Here is an 18,133-nt window from a genome sequence, read left to right on the forward strand (position 1 = left end):
TCCTCGCAAGCGGGGAGAGGGAACAATCTCCAGCGATCCGGAAAGCCCGCAAGACATGTCAGAACCGACAACCCGCTGCCTTGGAGCAACCCTTACCGATTCTGGCGGCGAATTTATCGTCGCATCCAAACATGCCGAGCGCATCGAGCTCTGCCTGTTCGATGCCGAGGGCCACAAGGAAATTGCGCGCCTGCCGCTCACCCGCGACGGCGACGAACATCGTCTTTTCGTCAAGGATGCAAGGGAAGGCGCGCGCTACGGCCTGCGCGCCCATGGCTCCTATGATCCCGATCGCGGCCTCTGGTTCGACCCGTCCAAGCTCTTGGTCGATCCCTACGCCAAGGAGATCGACCGGCCGTTTCGCTATGATCCGCGCCTCGGGGTCTTCGGTGCCGATACGCAGGATCTCATGCCGAAGGCGATCGTCTCGCGCGATGTCGCCGTCAAGCCGGCCAAGCCCTTGTTTCAGCCCGGCGGCCTGATCTACGAGATCGCCGTAAAGCCCTTCACGATGTTGCATCCGGATGTGCCGGCTGAGATACGCGGCACGCTTGGCGCCCTCGCCCACCCCTCCGTCATCGCGCATCTCAAGCGCCTGCAGATCGACGCCGTCGAGCTGATGCCGATCACCGCATGGATCGACGAACGGCATCTGCCGCCGCTCGGCCTTACCAATGGTTGGGGCTACAACCCGGTCGCCTTCATGGCGCTCGATCCGCGCCTCGTGCCCGGCGGCATGAGGGAGTTGCGCGAGACGGTCGCCACCCTTCACGCCGAAGGGATCGCCGTCATCCTCGATCTCGTCTTCAACCATACGGGCGAAAGCGACCGACAGGGACCTACCTTGTCATTGCGAGGCCTCGACAATTCAAGCTATTTCCGCCATCTGCCCGACCAACCCGGCACGCTGGTCAACGATACCGGCACGGGCAACACCATTGCCTGCGACCAGCCGGCAACACGCAGGCTCATCATCGACAGCCTGCGCCATTTCGTCCGGAATGCCGGCATCGACGGTTTCCGTTTCGATCTCGCCACCGTGCTCGGCCGCAACGGCAAGGGCTTCGATCCGGACAGCATGACGCTGCGCACCATGCTGGCGGATGAGGTGCTGCAGGATCGGATCATGATCGCCGAGCCCTGGGACATCGGCGCCGGCGGCTACCAGCTGGGGAATTTTCCCGCGCCTTTTCTTGAATGGAACGACCGCGCCCGCGATGATTTACGCCGCTTCTGGCGAGGCGATGCGGGCATCGGCGATCTCGCGACCGTGCTTGCCGGCTCCTCCTCTATCTTCGGCCGTGACGGACGCACGCAGACGCGCAGCGTCAATTTCCTCGCCGCCCATGACGGCTTCACACTGATGGATCTCGTTTCCTACGAGAACAAGCACAATGAGGCCAATGGCGAGAACAATCGCGACGGCCACAACGAGAACTTCTCGTGGAACAATGGCATCGAAGGCAAGACGGACGACCAATCGATCCAGCGCAAGCGCCGCGCCGATATCGAAGCCATGCTGTCGACGCTCTTTGCCACGCGCGGCACGATCATGCTGACATCGGGCGACGAAGCCGGACGCAGCCAGCAGGGCAATAACAACGCCTATTGCCAGGATAATGCCATCACCTGGATGGACTGGAAGACACTGGACGAGGAGTTGATCGGCCATACGGCATGGCTCGCCGGCCTACGCCGCCGCTTCGCTGCCTTCGGCGATATGGACTTCTTCCATGGCGATGGCGACGTGCTCTGGTTCTCAGGCGCGGGAACACCGATGGCGGCGCCGGATTGGGAAGCGCCAAGCGCAAGCGTGCTCGGCATGGCGCTCCGCACGCAGGATCGCGCCACCGGCCGGTCGGCGCGGCTTGCCATGTTGTTCAACCGCGCAACCGAGGAGCTCCATGCCACATTGCCTGCCTCGGAAAATGGTGGTTGGTCGCTGCTGACGACGGCAGGCGAAACGGCAGCCGGTGAGCAGCTCACTATTCCCGCCCGTTCCGTCGCCTTCCTTGTCGAAAAATGATCGCGGTTGCACTTTCGGTCTCGATTCGCCAGAAAGGATTCTGACGACACAGACTGACGAGGATGGAATGCCCGGCGAAATTTCGCTTGTCGAGATCATGAAACTGGCGGGAACGGAGATCGGCGTTTCTGACTGGATCATCGTCGAGCAGACGATGATCGACACCTTTGCCGATGCGACGCTCGATCACCAATTCATCCATGTCGATTCAGAGCGCGCCAAGGCGGAAACGCCCTATGGCGGCACTATCGCCCACGGCTTCCTGACGCTCTCGCTGCTCTCGGCGATGAACTACAGCGGTCTGCCAAAGATCCGCGAGCAGACGATGGGCATCAACTACGGCTTCGAAAAGATCCGCTTTATGTCACCAGTCAAGTGCGGCGCGCGGGTGCGTGGCCGTTTCGTGCTCGCCGAAACCCGCCTGCGCGGCGCCAGCATGCTGATGCTGACTTATGACGTGACGGTCGAGATCGAAAATGAGCGCAAACCGGCGCTCACCGCGACATGGACGACCATATCGCAGTTCGATCCGAAGGATCGGCCGGAAGAGGGTTAAAGTCTCTTTTCTACCTTCTTCCCGCCGGGGAGAAGGTATTTTCCGCATCCTCCGCGCCCTCGGCCAAAAGACCAAAGACATAGTCGGAGAAGGAGCGCCAGACTTCAACGCGGAATGTCTCTTCATCGAGGCGCAAGACCACCACCTCAGCCTTGCCATAAAGCGTGCGCGAGCAGGCGCCGGCAGGGAATGCGTTCAGCGAAAGGTCCTGCGAGCAGCCGGCGGCAAGCGTTGCTTCCGCCCCGGAACCTGACACAATCACAGCGGTATTGCGATGCGAGACATCGGTCGCCGAATGCAACGCTCCGGACGATGCGGCCAGACCGACGAGTTCTGCGCCGTTCTCATCGATGACGAGCCATTCGTCCGGGCCAAGCCACAGGGCATGACGCCCATTGGCGCTGGTCGAGGTCTTCGGCCGGGTCGGCAGCTGCAGGCCGAGCGCCTGCGAAAGACCGCCGATCGAGTCGGCCGGCGCGCGCAGCGAAATACGGCTTGCGGGAGCGGCGGGCGTCAGTCGAACGATAGAAGAGCCACCATGGCGACCGGCGAGCGGCAGTTTACGGGTTGCGAGATCAACCATTGATCCGGCCTCCTTCCTTGTCAAAGAACACCAGATCCGCCACCTCGACGGCAATCGTCTTGTCCGGCATCGGCACGTAGAGCGTCTTGCCCATGCGTTCGCGTCCGCCGGCAACCAGCGCGAAGGCGATGGAGCGGCCGAGATTTTCGGACCAGTAGGAAGAGGTGACATGGCCGAGCATGGTCATCGGCTTCTGTTCGTTGGGGTCGGCGACGATCTGCGCGCCTTCCTCCAGCACCACTTTCGGATCGCGGGTGGTAAGACCGACAAGCTGCTTGCGCCCTTCCTTCATGATATCCGGCCGCTTCAGGCCGCGAATACCGACGAAATCGGTCTTCTTCTTGGAAACCGCCCAGGAGAGCCCGGCATCGTCTGGCGTAACAGTCCCGTCGGTATCCTGCCCGACGATGATGTAGCCCTTCTCGGCGCGCAGCACGTGCATGGTCTCGGTGCCGTAAGCGCAGGCACCCAGCGGCTCGGCGCGCGCCCAGACGGCTTCCAGAACGGACTGACCATAATCGGCTGGCACGTTGATTTCGTAGCCGGCCTCACCGGTGAAGGAGACGCGGAACAGCCGCGCCGGCACGCCGCAGACTTTGCACTCGGCCACACTCATATGTGGGAAGGCCTCGTTGGACAGATCCTGCCCCTCGACGAGCGGCTCGATGATCTCGCGCGCCTTCGGACCCTGCACGGCAATGACGGCCCATTGCTCCGTCGTCGACGTCAGCCACACCTTCAGATGCGGGAACTCTGTCTGCAGATAGTCTTCCATGTGATGCAGCACGCGCGGCGCACCGCCTGTTGTCGTCGTCACATGGAAACGATCTTCGGCCAAGCGCCCGACGACACCGTCGTCATAGACGAAGCCGTCTTCGCGCGTCATGATGCCGTAGCGGCAGCGGCCGGGCTTCAGCGTATCCCAGGCATTGGTGTAGAGGAGATTCAGGAATTCCGCCGCATCCGGCCCGACCACTTCGATCTTGCCGAGCGTCGAGGCATCGAACACGCCGGCCACGTCACGCGCCGTACGGCATTCGCGATTGACGGCCTGGTGCATGGTCTCGCCGGCGCGCGGATAGAACCAGGCACGCTTCCAGTTGCCGACATCTTCGAAGATGGCGCCATGTGCCTCTTCCCAGGCATGCATCGGCGTCTTGCGGGCGGGATCAAAAAGAGGTCCACGCGAATGGCTGATCAGCGTGCCGTAGGTGACAGGCGTATAGGGCGCGCGGAAGGTGGTAAGACCGACCTGCGGAATATCCTTGCCGAGCATTTCGGCGGCGATCGCCAGCCCGTGCATGTTGGAAAGCTTGCCCTGGTCGGACGCCATCCCGTTGGTGGTGAAGCGCTTGATGTGCTCGATGGAGTGCATGCCCTCGCGCACGGCAAGGCGGATATCCTTGGCGCAGACATCATGCTGGAAATCGACGAAAGCCTTGGCATTCGTGTCCGGCCCGGCACCTTCGGCGGCACCGATCATGCCGCCGGTCCATTCGAAGGCCTGCTCGGCATGAAGCTGGATCTTTTCGCCGCCATTGGTGGCGCCGGTAGCGCGCGCCATCAGCTCGCCGGCGGCCAACGATTCCTCGATCGCGGCCTGCAGACCATCCGTACCGTTGCAGGCGCCAACCGAGAGACAATCCTGAACATAGGTGCCCGGCAGGAAGCGCTGCTTCTCGGTATCGAATTTCAGCTTGCCGCGCGACTGCGAGAAGAGATGAACGGAGGGCGTCCAGCCGGCGGAAACCAGCAGGGCGTCGATCGCGATCTTGCGCTTGGCGGAGCTGCCGTTGCGCGCGACGGTCATGGAGGAGACGCGAAGCTTGCCGGCGGTGTCGACGACGGCGTAATCCGTCATCACTTCTATGCCCAGCCGCTTCGCCTCAGCCAGAACCGCCTCGCCCGGCCGCGCGCGGCTGTCGACGATGGCGGCAACGGAAACGCCGGCGCGCTTGAGGTCGAAGGCGGCTTCATAGGCCGAATCGTGCGCAGTGTAGACGCCGATTTTCGCACCAACGGCGACGCCATAGTGGTTGAGATAGGCGCGCGCCGCCGAGGCGAGCATAATGCCCGGACGGTCGTTGTTCGGAAACACCATGTGACGTTCGATGGCGCCAGTCGCCAGGATGGCCCGCTTGGCGCGGACCTGCCACAGGCGCTCGCGCGGCAGGTCGCGGCCCGGTCGCGCCAGATGATCGGTCACCCGTTCGGCAAGCCCGAAGAAATTGTGATTGTAGTAGCCGAAGGCCGTCGTGCGGGTCAGCACCTGGACGTTCGGCATCACCTGGAGCTTGGCGACGATAGCCTGCGCCCAGTCATAGCCCTCGACGCCGTCGATCTTGATGCCGGTGTCGAAGCGCAGCGCACCGCCGGCTTCCGGCTGCTCGTCGCAGAGGATAACTTTAGCGCCGGTTTCGGCGGCGGCCAGCGCCGCGGAAAGACCGGCAGCGCCGGCACCGACGACAAGCACGTCGCAATGCGCATAGCGGCTGGCATAATGATCCGGATCTTCTTCCGTCGGCGCAACGCCGAGGCCGGCGGCGCGGCGGATGAAGGGCTCGTAGAGATGCTTCCAGGCCGACTTCGGCCACATGAAGGTCTTGTAGTAGAAGCCGGCGGCAAAGAACGGCGACATCAAATTGTTGACGCCGCCGACATCGAAGGCGAGCGACGGCCAGCGGTTCTGCGACTGCGCCTTCATGCCGTCGAAGACTTCCTGCACGCTGGCGCGCACGTTCGGCTGCCGCCGCGCCGCATCGCGGGAAATATCGAGCAGCGCGTTCGGCTCCTCGGCTCCGGCGGAAAGAATGCCGCGCGGGCGGTGATACTTGAAGGACCGGCCGACGAGATGGACGCCGTTGGCAAGCAGCGCCGAGGCGACGGTATCGCCTTCGAGCGCAGTGTAGCTCTTGCCGTCAAAAGTGAAGCGAGCGGTTCTGGCCGGCGTCAGACGTCCCTTGCCCGCGATACGATTGGCGCCGCTCATTCAACAAATCCCTCTGTTTGTGCCGTCTGTTCTTGTTCGTTTTTATGCTGCGCAGCCGGCTCGGACGCGCCTGGCAGGAGCGTCGCGGGATCCGGCTTTGGCTCGCCGGCCTTGTAGGTACGGTAGAAATGATCGCTCACCGTGTCGCGCGCCGCGTTGAAGAAGCGGCCGCAGCCATGGATATGCCGCCAGCGCTCGAATATCAGGCCCTTCGGATTGTCGCGCAGGAAGAAATATTCCTCGAACTCCTCGTTCGAAATTCCGGCGATATTGGCCGGCCGTACGATATGGGCGTCGCCGGCGTTGCGGAATTCGAGTTCCGAACGCTCTTCCTCGCAATAGGGGCAGTAAATCAGCAGCATCGGTTTCTACCTGTGTTAAAGCTCGGAGCCCGTAAGGCTTGTGCCGGGAGGCTGGGCGCAAAGCCGCCGTCCCATGGTGACGAAAGGTGTTATGCGCTTCAAAAGCGCCTCTAGCGATCCATAGGGTTTCAGCACGTCCGTCATCCCCATATTGACCAGGCTCATGCCCAGCAGATCCGTATCGAGCACGAAAGCGCGCGTCGCCTCGGGTTTCTGCTCCGGCACGAAATAAACGGCGGGCTTGTTCAGCACCTTGGCGCAGGCAAGCACCCCGCTTTCGGCCACGAAGGGCCATTCGGCCTCATCCTTCGCCTTGTGGATCACCTGCATGCGAAAATCCTCGGCCCCCGGAATAAGATCGCTGGCTTCGGCCGCGATCGTTCCGGCCAGCAAGGAAAGCCCCGCCGCAAGAACGATCCCGACCGCCGCCGGCATCAGTGCGCCACGGCGGCCGCTGCCGCCTCGTCGATCAGGCGGCCGGTGCGGAAGCGATCCAGCGTCAGACCGGCATTGAACTTGTGCGGCTCATCGCGGGCGATGAGATGGGCAAAGAGATTGGCCGAACCCGGCGTCGCCTTGAAACCGCCCGTACCCCAGCCGCAGTTGACGTAGAGCCCTGGCACTGGCGTCTTCGACTGGATCGCCGAACGATCCGGCGTATTGTCGACGATACCGCCCCAGGAGCGCATCATCTTCACGCGACGGAACATCGGGAAGAGCTCGCAGATCGCATCCAGCGTATGGGTGATGATCTGCAACCCGCCGGTCTGGCTGTAGGAATTATACTGGTCCGTGCCCGCGCCGATCACGAGCTCGCCCTTGTCGGACTGCGAGATATAGGCGTGCACCGTGTTCGACATGACGACGCAGGGGAAGATCGGCTTCAGCGGCTCGGAGACGAGCGCCTGCAGCGGGCTCGATTGCAGCGGCACGCGCACGCCCGCCATCTGCATGACGACAGTGGTGTGACCGGCCGCGGAAACGCCGACCTTCTTGGCGCCGATGAAGCCCTTGGAGGTGTCGACGCCGGTCACGCGGCCATCCGGCCCACGGCGAATGCCGGTCACTTCGCAATTCTGGATGATATGCACGCCGCGATCGGAAGCAGCGCGGGCAAAGCCCCAGGCAACCGCATCGTGGCGCGCCGTGCCGCCGCGACGCTGCAGGGCGGCGCCATTGATCGGATAACGCGCCATCTTCGAAATATCGAGCGGCGGACAGTAAGCCTTGGCCTGCTCCGGCGTCAGCCATTCATTATCGATGCCATAGAGGCGATTGGCATGAATATGCCGCTTGAAGGACTGCTGGTCGTGCACATTGTGCGACAGCATCATCACGCCGCGCGGCGAATACATGACATTGTAATTGAGATCCTGTGACAGCCCCTCCCAGAGCTTCATCGAATGCTCGTAGATGTGCATGCTCTCTTCATAGAGATAGTTCGAGCGGATGATGGTCGTGTTGCGGCCGGTATTGCCGCCGCCGAGCCAGCCCTTCTCGATCACCGCGACATTGGTGATGCCGTGCTCCTTGGCGAGATAGTAGGCGGCGCCCAGGCCATGACCGCCGGCGCCGACGATGATGACGTCATACTCCTTGCGCGGCTCCGGCGAGGTCCATTGAGCCTCCCAGCCCTTGTGAGCCCGCATCGCTTCCCTTGCCACGGCAAAAACCGAGTATTTACGCATTCGCCCTCAACTCCTTCAGGCAAGACGCCCTTTTTATGGGTCATACAAATCGCAAATCAAAAACCGACACAACGGCTCTTTTGCGACGCATTCAGGACCGTCTTTCGACACGGTTAAAATTGCCGCGCTCCCGGATGAGCTGCTTATGACCTTTTAGCAGCTCTATTTGCGCTGCAGATGGCAGACTTTCATTCGCCCGCCGTGACCGTCCTTACGCCAGACACATCCCTCTTTGCGCGGCTTCCCATTGTAAAGATAGATCTTCGCGCGATGCTTGCTGTCGAAGGTCTGATTGGAAAAGTCGTGACCGCCGATGCGGACGTTCTTTCCGAGCCGCACTTCGCCTGCCGCGGCAGGCGCAAGCGCTGCGGCGAGAACAACGAGGGCAAGCATGGGCGCTGCGAGCAACCTTCCAACGGCAACCAAGTCGAGTGACTTCATAAGACGATTCCTTTTTGCCTCGGACAATTGCGCGAATGGTGCAATTGCCGCGGCGTACGAATGAGTGTGATCCGAAATACTCATAGAACATGTCAATGTCGCAAATGCACCGGGGCCGCCAGCCCCGTATTCAAACAGCTTCGATGAAGCGCCGCAGGCATTGCCGGCTGAATTCGGTACTCGACAAACCGCTTTTTCCTCTGCAAACTCACGATCTGGCTAGACTTTGACAAACCGATCTGTTATCTCGCCTAACCAATCGCAAGGCTGCGGCTTCGCGAACGTTATATTTTTGCCTCCTGGCGCTGCCGTCGCCGCTGGCATCAACCAAACCAAAGGAACGTGATTCTCGTGCAGGTACTTGTCCGCGATAACAATGTTGACCAGGCTCTCCGCGCTCTCAAGAAGAAGATGCAGCGCGAAGGTATTTTCCGCGAAATGAAGATGCGCGACTATTATGAAAAGCCGTCGCAGAAGCGTGCTCGCGAAAAGGCCGAAGCTGTTCGTCGCGTTCGCAAGCTTGCTCGCAAGCGCGCTCAGCGCGAAGGCCTTGTTGCCAAGTAATCGCCGTTTTTTCGACGTTTTCAGATGCATGTGTGGCGGGGGCGAGTCGTTCGCCGCCGCCTTTTTTTTGATTTCTTCTCCGAGCAAATCGGATTAAATCAGAATAGCCTGATATGACGCATGGGGAAAGCGAACCCGATAATGGCAATGACGACTTTCGTAAAGTTCCGCACTTCGAACCTTTCCTTACCCGTTTCGAAGCGCGTTGCGGTGCTGCCTGCTTTGGCGATGCTCGCCGCGATCAGCCTTTCCGGCTGCCAGACCGCCTCCACCGATAACGTGATCCAGATCGACAAGGCGCAAGGCTCCTCGGAAAATATCGCTTCGCTGACTTCGGTCATCAATTCCAATCCGCAGGATCCGGAAGGCTACAATGTTCGCGGCACGGCCTATGGCCGCGGCGGCGATTTCAGCCGCGCGCTTGCCGATTTCAACCAGGCGATCCAGCTCAATCCGAAGTTCTACCAGGCATACGCCAACCGCGCGCTCATCTACCGCAACATGGGCAAGCTGCCGGAAGCGATTGCAGATTATAGTGCCGCGCTGCAGATCAACTCGAACTACGATGTCGCCTATATCGGCCGAGGCAATCTCTACCGCCAGGCCGGCCGCGACAACGAGGCCTTCAATGACTATTCCAAGGCGATCAGCCTCGGCACGACTGATGGACGCGCTTATAATGGCCGCGGCGTGATCTATCAGAAGCGCAATCAGCAGGACAAGGCGATCGACGACTTCTCGAAGGCGATCTCGCTGTCGCCGAACTCGCCGGAGCCATACAACAGCCGCGGTATCTCCTATCTCGCGCAGAACGACGACGACAACGCTTTCGCCGATTTCAACCATGCCATCGATCTCAATAACAAGGTTGCCGAATCCTGGGCGAACCAGGCCTTCGTCTATGAGCGCCGCGGCGACAAGGTGAAAGCACGCCGCTCCTATCAGCATGCGGTCAACCTCGATTCGAACTACCAGCCGGCCAGGGACGGCCTGGCGCGTGTCGGCGCCGGCGCCTGATACGACATCCCACCGCGATAAGACATCCGGCCGCCGGCGCTCCTTCGCCCGGCGGCTTTTCTTTGCAGCACTGAACGCTTAGTCTCGAAGCATTCCTATCCGAACGAGACAGCGACATGCCCTCCCCGCAGAAAATCATCGTCATCGGCGCCGGCATCATCGGCGCTTCCATCGCCTGGCATCTCCAGCGCAAGGGTGCGGCCGTCACCGTGGCCGCGGAGCAGACCGGCGGAGTGGCGACACCGAATTCCTTCGCCTGGATCAATGCGAGCTGGGGCAATACGGAATTCTACTTCCATTTCCGCCACCGCTCGATGCGCGAATGGTCGAGGCTTGCGGCCGAGCTTCCCGGCCTGCCGCTATCCTGGCGCGGCGGCCTGCGCTGGGATCTCCCGGAGGCGGAACTGGATGCTTATGCGGCCCAGCATCACGGTTGGGGCTATGGCATACAGCCGGTCAATCGAGCCACCAGCGCGATGATCGAGCCGAACCTCGCCAATCCGCCGGACTATGCGCTGCACGTCGCCGAGGAAGGCGCCGTCGAGCCCGTTGCCGCAGCCGAACTGCTGCTGAAAGAAGCCGCGCGCCATGGCGCGATCCTGCTGTCCGGCGTCGAAGCCAGACGCCTGCTGAAGGAAGGCGAGCGGGTCATCGGCGTCGAAACGAGCGAAGGGGCAATGCGTGCCGATCATATCGTTCTTGCCGCCGGCGCAGGCACGGCAGCACTTGCGGCATCGGCCGATATCCACGTGCCACTGGAAACGCCACCGGGACTCATCGTTCATTCCCGCCCTGCCCAAAAGCTGCTGAACGGTCTGGTGATGATGCCGGAATTGCATCTGCGCCAGACGGCGGAAGGACGAATCATCGCCGGCGGCGACTTCGGCGGCACCGATCCTGGCGATAATCCGCAAGCGGCCGCCCGCGAACTTTTCGCCAAGGTCAAGGCAACCTTGAAAGGAGCCGAGGCGCTAGAGCTCGATTTCCACACCGTCGGCTATCGTCCAACGCCGAAGGATGGCCTGCCCATTCTGGGCGGCGTCGATGGCGCGCCGGGCCTCTATCTCGCGGTGTTGCATTCGGGCGTCACGCTGGCGCCGCTGGTCGGCCTGCTTGCCGCCGAGGCGATCGTCGATGGCAAAGACGATGATCAGCTTGTCCCCTTCCGCCTTTCACGCTTTGCCTGACCCTAGCAAAAAGCCGGTGCGGCGCAACTCAGGGGATGCATTACCATAGTCGTAAATACCCGAGATCGCTTATGATTTCGAAACAATGACTTTTCAGATGTTGCAAGGCAATTTCCCCAGCCCTAACATGGAGACTTCGAGAGCATGTAGCTCGAGACTGGGCACGGGGCGCTTGGCATGATGACCAAAACCATTCTATTCGCGTTTGCCAGCGCTTTGGATCGTCATGGAGGCACGATCGGTTGATCGCCCCATGAGGAAACCGCATTTCCCGAAAGCGTCGATTGGGGCCTATCTGATCGCCATAGCCTTGGCGATTGCCTTGCCTATTCTGGCCTTCGTCGCTCTCCTTCTCGTCCAGCTGGAAAACAATGAACGCGATGCGCTGAAAGGCGATACGGTTCAGGACGCCCAGGCTTTGGCGCGCGTCATCGACCGCCAGCTGCAGGATATGGCGACGACGTTGCGGCTGCTCTCCTCGTCGCCTGAACTCGAGCGCAACGATATCGCCACTTTCTTCGCACGGACGGAAACGGTCCTGCGCACTGATTCCCTCTTTGTCCTGCTCATGGAAAAGGATGGCCAGCTAAGGTTGAACACCCGCTGGCCGCTCGGCAAGCCGCTCGGCAAGACCGGCAACATGGCCGCGCTGCAATCAGCGCTGACCTCCGGGCGAATCGAGGCGTCCGATGTCTTCATCGGTACGAATGCCCGCCGCTGGGTCTATAACGTCACCCTGCCGCTCGAGCATTCCCCCGCCGGTGCTGCCTTGGCGGTAACCCAGGATGCGGACGAACTCGCCAAGCTCGTGACCACGGAGGCCTTACCGCCCGGCTGGTCGGCCGCCGTTTTGGACAAATCCGGCCATGTCGTTGCAGCCGGCGGCCCCACGACCCTCGCGCCAGGCGACGCGTTCAAAAAGGACATCCTGCCGAAGCTGATCACATCCAGCGGCGTTTATCAGGACGAAAAGATCCTGCCGAACGCGGTGCTCGGCTATGCGCAAATCTCAGGCTGGTCCTGGAAGGCCGTCGTCTGGGGGCCGATCGCGTCGGCGCAGGAATCACTGATGAGCACCTGGCGCTTTCTGATCTATGGCGGCGTGACGCTGCTGCTGATCGCGCTGATTGCCGTCTATGCCCTGGCGCGGCAGGTGCGCATCACCATTCAAAGCATTGCCGACATGGCCGATCGCATGGGGCGGGGCGAGATTGTCTCGCCGATCGATACCAGTGTTATCGAGGCGAACCAGGTGGCCGTGGCGCTTTCCAACGCATCCTTCGACCGCAGCGTGACGGAAGACCGGCTGCATTTCGTCATGCACGAACTCGTCCACCGCACCAAGAATCTGCTGGCGCTCGCCCAGGCGATGACCCGGCAGCTTGCGCGGCAGACGGACAGCGTCGACAGCTTCCAGCGCGCCGTCGCCGATCGGCTGGAAGGGTTGGCACGTTCGATCGAAGTCCTGACCAGCGAACAATGGTCCGGCGTTTCGCTGCGCCGCGTGATCGACATCCACCTTGCGACCTTCCTGCAGGGACCGCAGCAGCTCGATGTCCTCGGCAACGATTTCCTGCTGAAGCCGGAAGCGGTGCAGAATCTCGGCCTGGTTCTACATGAGCTCGCGACCAATTCCGTGAAATATGGCGCGCTTTCGGCTCCCGAAGGCAGGATCACCATCGAATGGACGACGGAGGCCGGCGAAAGCGGGCCGATGATCCACTTCGTGTGGACGGAAAGCGATGGCCCCCCGGTCAAGCCGCCAAAAGAAACCGGCTTCGGCACCACCGTGACGAAAACGCATGCCGCGGCATCCTTCGGCGGCAGTGTCGAGGTCGATTTCCGCTTAACCGGCCTCGTCTGGAAATTGACTGCCCTGCGCAGCACGATGGAGCGCGAGCGGAGCTGAAGCACATCGCGATCTTCCGGTTTCGCTTCTTGCGCTTGGGACATCTCACGAAAAGCGCGCAACGGCCTTCTGTCTGGGGCACGTGAAAGAAGATGGAACGCTGCGTGATTCGAAGAATCTTTCACATACCGTTTTCCAAAACCTACTCGTTCATCGCCTTGACGATCTCGTCGGTCACTTTCTTGGCGTCGCCAAGCAGCATCATCGTGCCGTCCTTGTAGAACAGCGTGTTGTCGATGCCGGCATAGCCGGAGCCGAGCGAACGCTTGACGAAAAGGCAGGTCTTGGCCTTGTCGACGTCGAGGATCGGCATGCCGTAGATCGGTGAGGTCTTGTCGTCGCGCGCAGCCGGATTGGTGACGTCGTTCGCACCGATGACATAGGCGACATCGGCCTGGGCGAATTCCGAATTGATATCCTCGAGCTCGAAGACCTCGTCATAGGGGACGGTGGCCTCCGCCAGCAGCACGTTCATATGGCCGGGCATGCGGCCGGCAACCGGATGGATGGCATATTTCACCTCGACGCCATGCGCCTTCAGCCTGTCGGCCATTTCGCGCAGCGCGTGCTGCGCCTGGGCGACTGCCATGCCGTAACCCGGAACGATGATGACCTTGGAGGCGTTCGCCATCAGATAGGCGGCATCCTCGGCCGAACCGAGCTTCACGGTCTTGTCGGAATTATCGGCCCCGCCCGATGCCGTCTCGCCGCCGAAGCCGCCGAGAATGACCGAGATGAAGGAGCGGTTCATGCCCTTGCACATGATGTAGGACAGGATCGCGCCCGAGGATCCGACAAGCGCGCCGGTGACGATGAGCGCGAGATTGCCGAGTGTGAAGCCGATGCCGGCTGCTGCCCAGCCGGAATAGGAATTCAGCATCGACACGACGACCGGCATGTCGGCGCCGCCGATCGGCACGATCAGCAGCACGCCGAGTGCCAGCGACAGCAGGACGACGGCCCAAAAGGCGAAATGGCTCTCGCTTGCCGCCAGGCTGATGATGAAGAACACGATCAGGACAAGCAGGGCTGTATTGATGATGTGGCGGTTCGGCAGCAGGATCGGCTTGCCGGACATGCGCCCGTCAAGCTTCAGGAAGGCGATGATCGAGCCGGTGAAGGTCAAGGCGCCGATAGCGACGCCGATCGCCATTTCGATGCGGGCTTCCGTGTGGATATGGCCGATTTCGCCAATGCCGAATGAGGATGGCGTATAGAGCGCTGAAGCGGCCACGAGGACGGCCGCCAGGCCGACCAGCGAGTGGAAACCGGCCACCAGCTGCGGCATCGACGTCATCGGAATGACGCGGGCGATATAGGCGCCTGCCCCACCGCCGATGGCAAGGCCGAGAATAATCAGCACGAAGCCGCCGAAGGACGGCGTCGCCAGCACAAGCGTCGTGACGATGGCAATGCCCATGCCGACCATGCCGTAGAGATTGCCGCGCCGGCTGGTCGCCGGATGCGACAGGCCGCGCAATGCCAGGATGAACAGCACGCCGGAGACGAGATAGAGGAAAGCCGCCATATTGCTCAGCATGCCGCTCTCACTTGTCCTTCTTCTTGTACATCGCCAGCATGCGCTGGGTGACAAGGAAACCGCCGACGATATTGACCGAGACCAGCACCAGCGCCACGAAGCCGAAGCCCGTCGCGAGACCGCTCGCCGAGATGCCGACGGCCAACAACGCGCCGACGACGATGACCGAAGAGATGGCGTTCGTCACCGCCATCAGCGGCGTGTGCAGGGCCGGCGTTACCGACCAGACGACGTAATAGCCGACGAAGATCGCCAGCACGAAGATGGCAAGCTGGAAGACGAAGGGATCGATCGCTCCGCCCGCTGCGGCGCTGACGGTCTCCGGTGCCTGTGCGGCGGCAGCCGTGACGGCGGCAACGGCATCGTTCAGTTGCTGGAGTGCCTGGTCCATTGCTTGGCTGGCCATATCAGAGATCTCCCTTGCTGACCGTCGGCTGGTCTGGATCGACGAAACTCGGGTGCACGACTTCGCCGTCATCGGTCAGCATCGTCGCCTTGATCAGTTCGTCGACGCGGTTGAGGCCGAGGCTCTTGCTATCCTTGTCGACCATCGTTTCCAGGAAGGTGACGAGGTTCTTGGCGTAGAGGGCTGAGGCGCTGGCCGCGATCCGGCCGGCCATGTTCGGATAGCCGATCACGCGAACGCCTTCGACTTCCGCGACCTTGCCGTATTCGGCACCCTCGATATTGCCGCCGCGCTCGACCGCGAGGTCAACGGCAACGGCACCCGGGCGCATGGCCTTCAGCATGTCGCGGCTGACCAGCCGCGGCGCCGGCCGGCCGGGGATCAGCGCCGTCGTGATGATGATATCCTGCTTGGCGATATGATCGGCGACGAGAACGGCCTGTTTGACCTGATATTCCCTGGACATTTCCTTGGCATAGCCGCCGGCGGTCTCCGTCGCCTTGAACTCTTCGTCCTCGACGGCGATGAATTTCGCACCGAGCGAGGCCACCTGTTCCTTCGCCGCCGGTCGCACGTCGGTCGCCGATACCAGCGCGCCCAAACGCCGCGCCGTGGCGATCGCCTGCAGGCCGGCAACGCCGGCACCCATGACGAACACCTTTGCCGCCGGCACCGTGCCCGCCGCCGTCATCATCATCGGAAGCGCCCGATCGTAGACGGCCGCGGCCTCGATGACGGCTTGATAACCGGCGAGATTGGCTTGCGACGACAGCACGTCCATCGACTGTGCCCTGGTGATGCGCGGCATCAACTCCATGGCGAAGCTCGTAAGCCCCGCTCGCGCCATCTCGGCAAGTGCGGCCTCGTTGCCATAGGGATCCATGATGGCAATAACGATCGCGCCGCTCTTGTAGCCGGCGATTTCCTTGGTCGTCGGGCGCCTGACTTTGAGGATGACATCCGCCGCCTTCGCATCCCTAATGGAGCCGATCCGCGTGCCGGCGGCTTCGTATTCCGCGTCTGGAATACGCGATGAAGCCCCCGCACCGGCTTCGATCACGACATCGAAGCCGAGCCCCCTCATCTTCTTCACCGTCTCCACGGAGGCGGCAACACGCGTCTCTTCCGTCACGCTTTCCTTGGCCACGAAAACCAAATTGCTCAACAGCACCACCCCACATCAAACGGCGGCCCTGCTGGATACAGCTGGGCAAACACCTGCGAAATCAGGTCATAATTTTCAGCAAAGGCTGGGGCCGGACGGCCCCGCGTCGGTCAACGTGACAATAGGAAGCCAAGGAACGAGAGGACGACGAAAATGATGAAGCCGCCCAGCAAGCCGGCATGACCGAAAAAACCCGCCGCCATCGCAATCAGCAAAGCAGCGACGATCGCCGATCCCAGCCTGGCCACAAACAGGAACCCGTTATAGGTTTTCTGATGTTCCTTGTAGTCCATGGCGGCGCCAGTCTCGACGGGTCCGGTATGATGTTCGGCCATTCAGAAGTCTCCCCTCAATTCTCTCCCCGACCGGCCCTGCAGGCCGGCGGCTGGAGCTAATCCTCAAAGGCTGCGGCATCGCAGATGCCATAGCCGAATTTCCTCTATCGAGGGGTTACACAAAGCGAGGAAAAATGCAATGCACGAGAAGGTCGCACAGGCGCGCAGTCCAAGGCATGATGCCGAAAAGCCGTTTCGGACGGCATCATGCTCCGCCTGTTTGATGCTGGCGCGAGTTCAGATTTTAGGTTCATTCAACCTAAAATCAGCCGGCGCTAGCCGAATTGCCCGCTAATTTCGCGGCGACCGCCAATTGCCAGCCGCGCGGTCGGCAGGATGGTCAAAGGAGGCGAACCGTTATCCTCGTTGCGGGAAAACATCATACGCCTTTCATAGGGCTCTGAATCGAAGAACGGATATCGTTGCATCAGCTTGCCCCGAATTTCCCTCGAGCGCGAGGCCAGCAGCGTCAGCTCGAAACCGTAGGTCTTGGTCATCCGCGGCGGCACGATCGTATCGGCGTAGAAGACGCGCTTGTAGAAGGCCGCATGCGCCGGGCGGATGTGCTGTATCACACGATCCGTGTTGAAATAGACGGCGCCGACGATCGCGGGCCGCAACGTCAGATAGGGCAGAGCAGGCAGTTCCATTTCGAAATCGGGATCGACGGCAAAGCGTGCGGGGTCGATCAACGTCATGCCGGCATCGAGAAAAGCGTGAATTTCCTCGGGGAAAATACCGGTCGACTGACATACGCGATGATCCGGCGTGACATGGTGTATCCGCACCGTGCTCACCAGCTCCTCGTCATAATAGACCCCGAAAATATAGGCATGATCGTCGAAGTCGATGTCGTCGATCAAGTTCTTGGCGGCCACAGGCAAGACGTCGCGCGCCTTGTAGGCCTTGTAGCGTAGCCGCGCGACACCCTCCATGTCTTCGCTGCTTTCGATCCGGCGGTATTCCACGTGATCGAGCACCTCCATCAGCTTGCCGGCAAAGCTGTCTTTCCAAGCACTCATATGAGTCATGATTAATGTTCCATGATGGTTAACGGAACATTATTGGTATTAACTCATGGCTTGATCAATATTTGATTTAATTTTTATTAACTATTCGTTCCATTAAGGTTAATTTTTTTAACGAATACCGGTATAGGTTCAGCGGCGCGAGGCAACCAAGTTTTTCGTTGTTTGGCGTGGGAAATAAGCAGCTCTATCCGCCCGATCTCACACGAACACAACGAACGCGAAACTTCGACTTACAGTTCCGGCGTGCAGCCTGGAATGAAATGATCGATTGGGCCGGATCACTATGGTGGCGCGATACGATCGTCCGTTTCCTGATTATTTTAGCGTCAGCGCA

The 18,133-nt window shown here is 61.1% G+C and carries 17 protein-coding genes; 6 read left to right on the forward strand and 11 right to left on the reverse strand.

The genetic code is table 11. The annotated features are described in order from the left end of the window. Positions 1-55 precede the first annotated feature (55 nt). Complete coding sequence (gene glgX / locus HGP12_RS06065) at positions 56-2,026, forward strand: glycogen debranching protein GlgX (protein ID WP_168838141.1); 1,971 nt, start codon at positions 56-58, stop codon at positions 2,024-2,026. A gap of 67 nt (positions 2,027-2,093) precedes the next feature. Continuing rightward, a complete protein-coding gene (locus HGP12_RS06070; RefSeq protein WP_168838140.1) occupies positions 2,094-2,582 on the forward strand; it encodes a MaoC family dehydratase in 489 nt (162 codons plus the stop codon). 10 nt (positions 2,583-2,592) lie between these two features. On the opposite strand, the gene HGP12_RS06075 is transcribed toward HGP12_RS06070, so the two are convergent. The 6 genes from HGP12_RS06075 to HGP12_RS06100 form a co-directional block, all read right to left on the reverse strand. Next, positions 2,593-3,165 (reverse strand): sarcosine oxidase subunit gamma, encoded by a 573-nt coding sequence (locus tag HGP12_RS06075; RefSeq protein ID WP_168838139.1) that lies wholly within the window; start codon positions 3,163-3,165, stop codon positions 2,593-2,595. Continuing rightward, on the reverse strand, positions 3,158-6,154 hold the full coding sequence (locus HGP12_RS06080) for a sarcosine oxidase subunit alpha (protein WP_168838138.1): 2,997 nt from the start codon (positions 6,152-6,154) through the stop codon (positions 3,158-3,160). The genes HGP12_RS06075 and HGP12_RS06080 overlap by 8 nt, the downstream gene beginning before the upstream one ends. Further along, positions 6,151-6,516 carry a sarcosine oxidase subunit delta gene (locus HGP12_RS06085; protein ID WP_168838137.1) on the reverse strand — a complete coding sequence of 122 codons (366 nt, stop codon included), beginning with the start codon at positions 6,514-6,516 and terminating at the stop codon, positions 6,151-6,153. The genes HGP12_RS06080 and HGP12_RS06085 overlap by 4 nt, the downstream gene beginning before the upstream one ends. A 15-nt stretch (positions 6,517-6,531) precedes the next feature. Continuing rightward, positions 6,532-6,951 (reverse strand): hypothetical protein, encoded by a 420-nt coding sequence (locus tag HGP12_RS06090; RefSeq protein ID WP_246703258.1) that lies wholly within the window; start codon positions 6,949-6,951, stop codon positions 6,532-6,534. Beyond that, entirely contained in the window at positions 6,951-8,204 is a 1,254-nt protein-coding gene (locus HGP12_RS06095; protein ID WP_168838136.1) for a sarcosine oxidase subunit beta family protein, read from the reverse strand. Before HGP12_RS06095 ends, HGP12_RS06090 begins: the two co-directional genes overlap by 1 nt. 162 nt (positions 8,205-8,366) lie before the next feature. Beyond that, positions 8,367-8,645, reverse strand: a complete 279-nt coding sequence (locus HGP12_RS06100; RefSeq protein WP_168838135.1) for a hypothetical protein — start codon at positions 8,643-8,645, stop codon at positions 8,367-8,369. A gap of 351 nt (positions 8,646-8,996) precedes the next feature. Here HGP12_RS06100 and rpsU point away from each other — a divergent pair, with 351 nt between their 5' ends. The 4 genes from rpsU (at position 8,997) to HGP12_RS06120 (ending at position 13,322) form a co-directional block, all read left to right on the forward strand. After that, a complete protein-coding gene (gene rpsU, locus HGP12_RS06105; protein WP_004117638.1) occupies positions 8,997-9,209 on the forward strand; it encodes a 30S ribosomal protein S21 in 213 nt (70 codons plus the stop codon). Positions 9,210-9,350: 141 nt separating this feature from the next. Next, entirely contained in the window at positions 9,351-10,226 is an 876-nt protein-coding gene (locus HGP12_RS06110) for a tetratricopeptide repeat protein (RefSeq protein ID WP_168838134.1), read from the forward strand. A gap of 116 nt (positions 10,227-10,342) precedes the next feature. After that, entirely contained in the window at positions 10,343-11,413 is a 1,071-nt protein-coding gene (locus tag HGP12_RS06115) for an NAD(P)/FAD-dependent oxidoreductase (protein WP_168878687.1), read from the forward strand. Positions 11,414-11,666: 253 nt separating this feature from the next. Then, a complete protein-coding gene (locus HGP12_RS06120; RefSeq protein WP_168838132.1) occupies positions 11,667-13,322 on the forward strand; it encodes a sensor histidine kinase in 1,656 nt (551 codons plus the stop codon). Positions 13,323-13,464: 142 nt separating this feature from the next. On the opposite strand, the gene HGP12_RS06125 is transcribed toward HGP12_RS06120, so the two are convergent. The 5 genes from HGP12_RS06125 to HGP12_RS06145 form a co-directional block, all read right to left on the reverse strand. Beyond that, a complete protein-coding gene (locus tag HGP12_RS06125) occupies positions 13,465-14,859 on the reverse strand; it encodes an NAD(P)(+) transhydrogenase (Re/Si-specific) subunit beta (protein WP_168838580.1) in 1,395 nt (464 codons plus the stop codon). A gap of 10 nt (positions 14,860-14,869) precedes the next feature. Further along, positions 14,870-15,268: an NAD(P) transhydrogenase subunit alpha gene (locus tag HGP12_RS06130; protein WP_168838131.1), complete on the reverse strand. Its 399-nt coding sequence runs from the start codon at positions 15,266-15,268 to the stop codon at positions 14,870-14,872. 1 nt (position 15,269) lies between these two features. After that, a complete protein-coding gene (locus HGP12_RS06135; protein ID WP_168838130.1) occupies positions 15,270-16,433 on the reverse strand; it encodes a Re/Si-specific NAD(P)(+) transhydrogenase subunit alpha in 1,164 nt (387 codons plus the stop codon). Positions 16,434-16,543: 110 nt separating this feature from the next. Further along, positions 16,544-16,768, reverse strand: a complete 225-nt coding sequence (locus tag HGP12_RS06140) for an aa3-type cytochrome c oxidase subunit IV (RefSeq protein ID WP_149634285.1) — start codon at positions 16,766-16,768, stop codon at positions 16,544-16,546. A gap of 275 nt (positions 16,769-17,043) precedes the next feature. Then, the gene (locus tag HGP12_RS06145) at positions 17,044-17,799 is read right to left on the reverse strand and encodes an N-acyl amino acid synthase FeeM domain-containing protein (protein ID WP_168838129.1); all 756 of its coding nucleotides are present in this window, start codon (positions 17,797-17,799) and stop codon (positions 17,044-17,046) included. Between the last annotated feature and the right edge of the window lie 334 nt (positions 17,800-18,133).

It is taken from the genome of Rhizobium sp. P28RR-XV (assembly GCF_012641385.1).
Taxonomy (GTDB): Bacteria; Pseudomonadota; Alphaproteobacteria; order Rhizobiales; family Rhizobiaceae; genus Rhizobium.

Excerpts from the sequence above, each read along its gene's own strand:
- HGP12_RS06095 (WP_168838136.1), bottom strand. The coding sequence starts at position 8,204 with ATGCGTAAATACTCGGTTTTTGCCGTGGCAAGGGAAGCGATGCGGGCT.
- HGP12_RS06090 (WP_246703258.1), bottom strand. The coding sequence starts at position 6,951 with ATGCCGGCGGCGGTCGGGATCGTTCTTGCGGCGGGGCTTTCCTTGCTG.
- glgX (WP_168838141.1), top strand. The coding sequence starts at position 56 with ATGTCAGAACCGACAACCCGCTGCCTTGGAGCAACCCTTACCGATTCT.
- HGP12_RS06145 (WP_168838129.1), bottom strand. The coding sequence starts at position 17,799 with ATGACTCATATGAGTGCTTGGAAAGACAGCTTTGCCGGCAAGCTGATG.
- HGP12_RS06100 (WP_168838135.1), bottom strand. The coding sequence starts at position 8,645 with ATGAAGTCACTCGACTTGGTTGCCGTTGGAAGGTTGCTCGCAGCGCCC.
- HGP12_RS06070 (WP_168838140.1), top strand. The coding sequence starts at position 2,094 with ATGCCCGGCGAAATTTCGCTTGTCGAGATCATGAAACTGGCGGGAACG.
- HGP12_RS06130 (WP_168838131.1), bottom strand. The coding sequence starts at position 15,268 with ATGGCCAGCCAAGCAATGGACCAGGCACTCCAGCAACTGAACGATGCC.
- HGP12_RS06075 (WP_168838139.1), bottom strand. The coding sequence starts at position 3,165 with ATGGTTGATCTCGCAACCCGTAAACTGCCGCTCGCCGGTCGCCATGGT.
- HGP12_RS06110 (WP_168838134.1), top strand. The coding sequence starts at position 9,351 with ATGGCAATGACGACTTTCGTAAAGTTCCGCACTTCGAACCTTTCCTTA.
- HGP12_RS06085 (WP_168838137.1), bottom strand. The coding sequence starts at position 6,516 with ATGCTGCTGATTTACTGCCCCTATTGCGAGGAAGAGCGTTCGGAACTC.
- HGP12_RS06080 (WP_168838138.1), bottom strand. The coding sequence starts at position 6,154 with ATGAGCGGCGCCAATCGTATCGCGGGCAAGGGACGTCTGACGCCGGCC.
- HGP12_RS06140 (WP_149634285.1), bottom strand. The coding sequence starts at position 16,768 with ATGGCCGAACATCATACCGGACCCGTCGAGACTGGCGCCGCCATGGAC.
- HGP12_RS06115 (WP_168878687.1), top strand. The coding sequence starts at position 10,343 with ATGCCCTCCCCGCAGAAAATCATCGTCATCGGCGCCGGCATCATCGGC.
- HGP12_RS06120 (WP_168838132.1), top strand. The coding sequence starts at position 11,667 with ATGAGGAAACCGCATTTCCCGAAAGCGTCGATTGGGGCCTATCTGATC.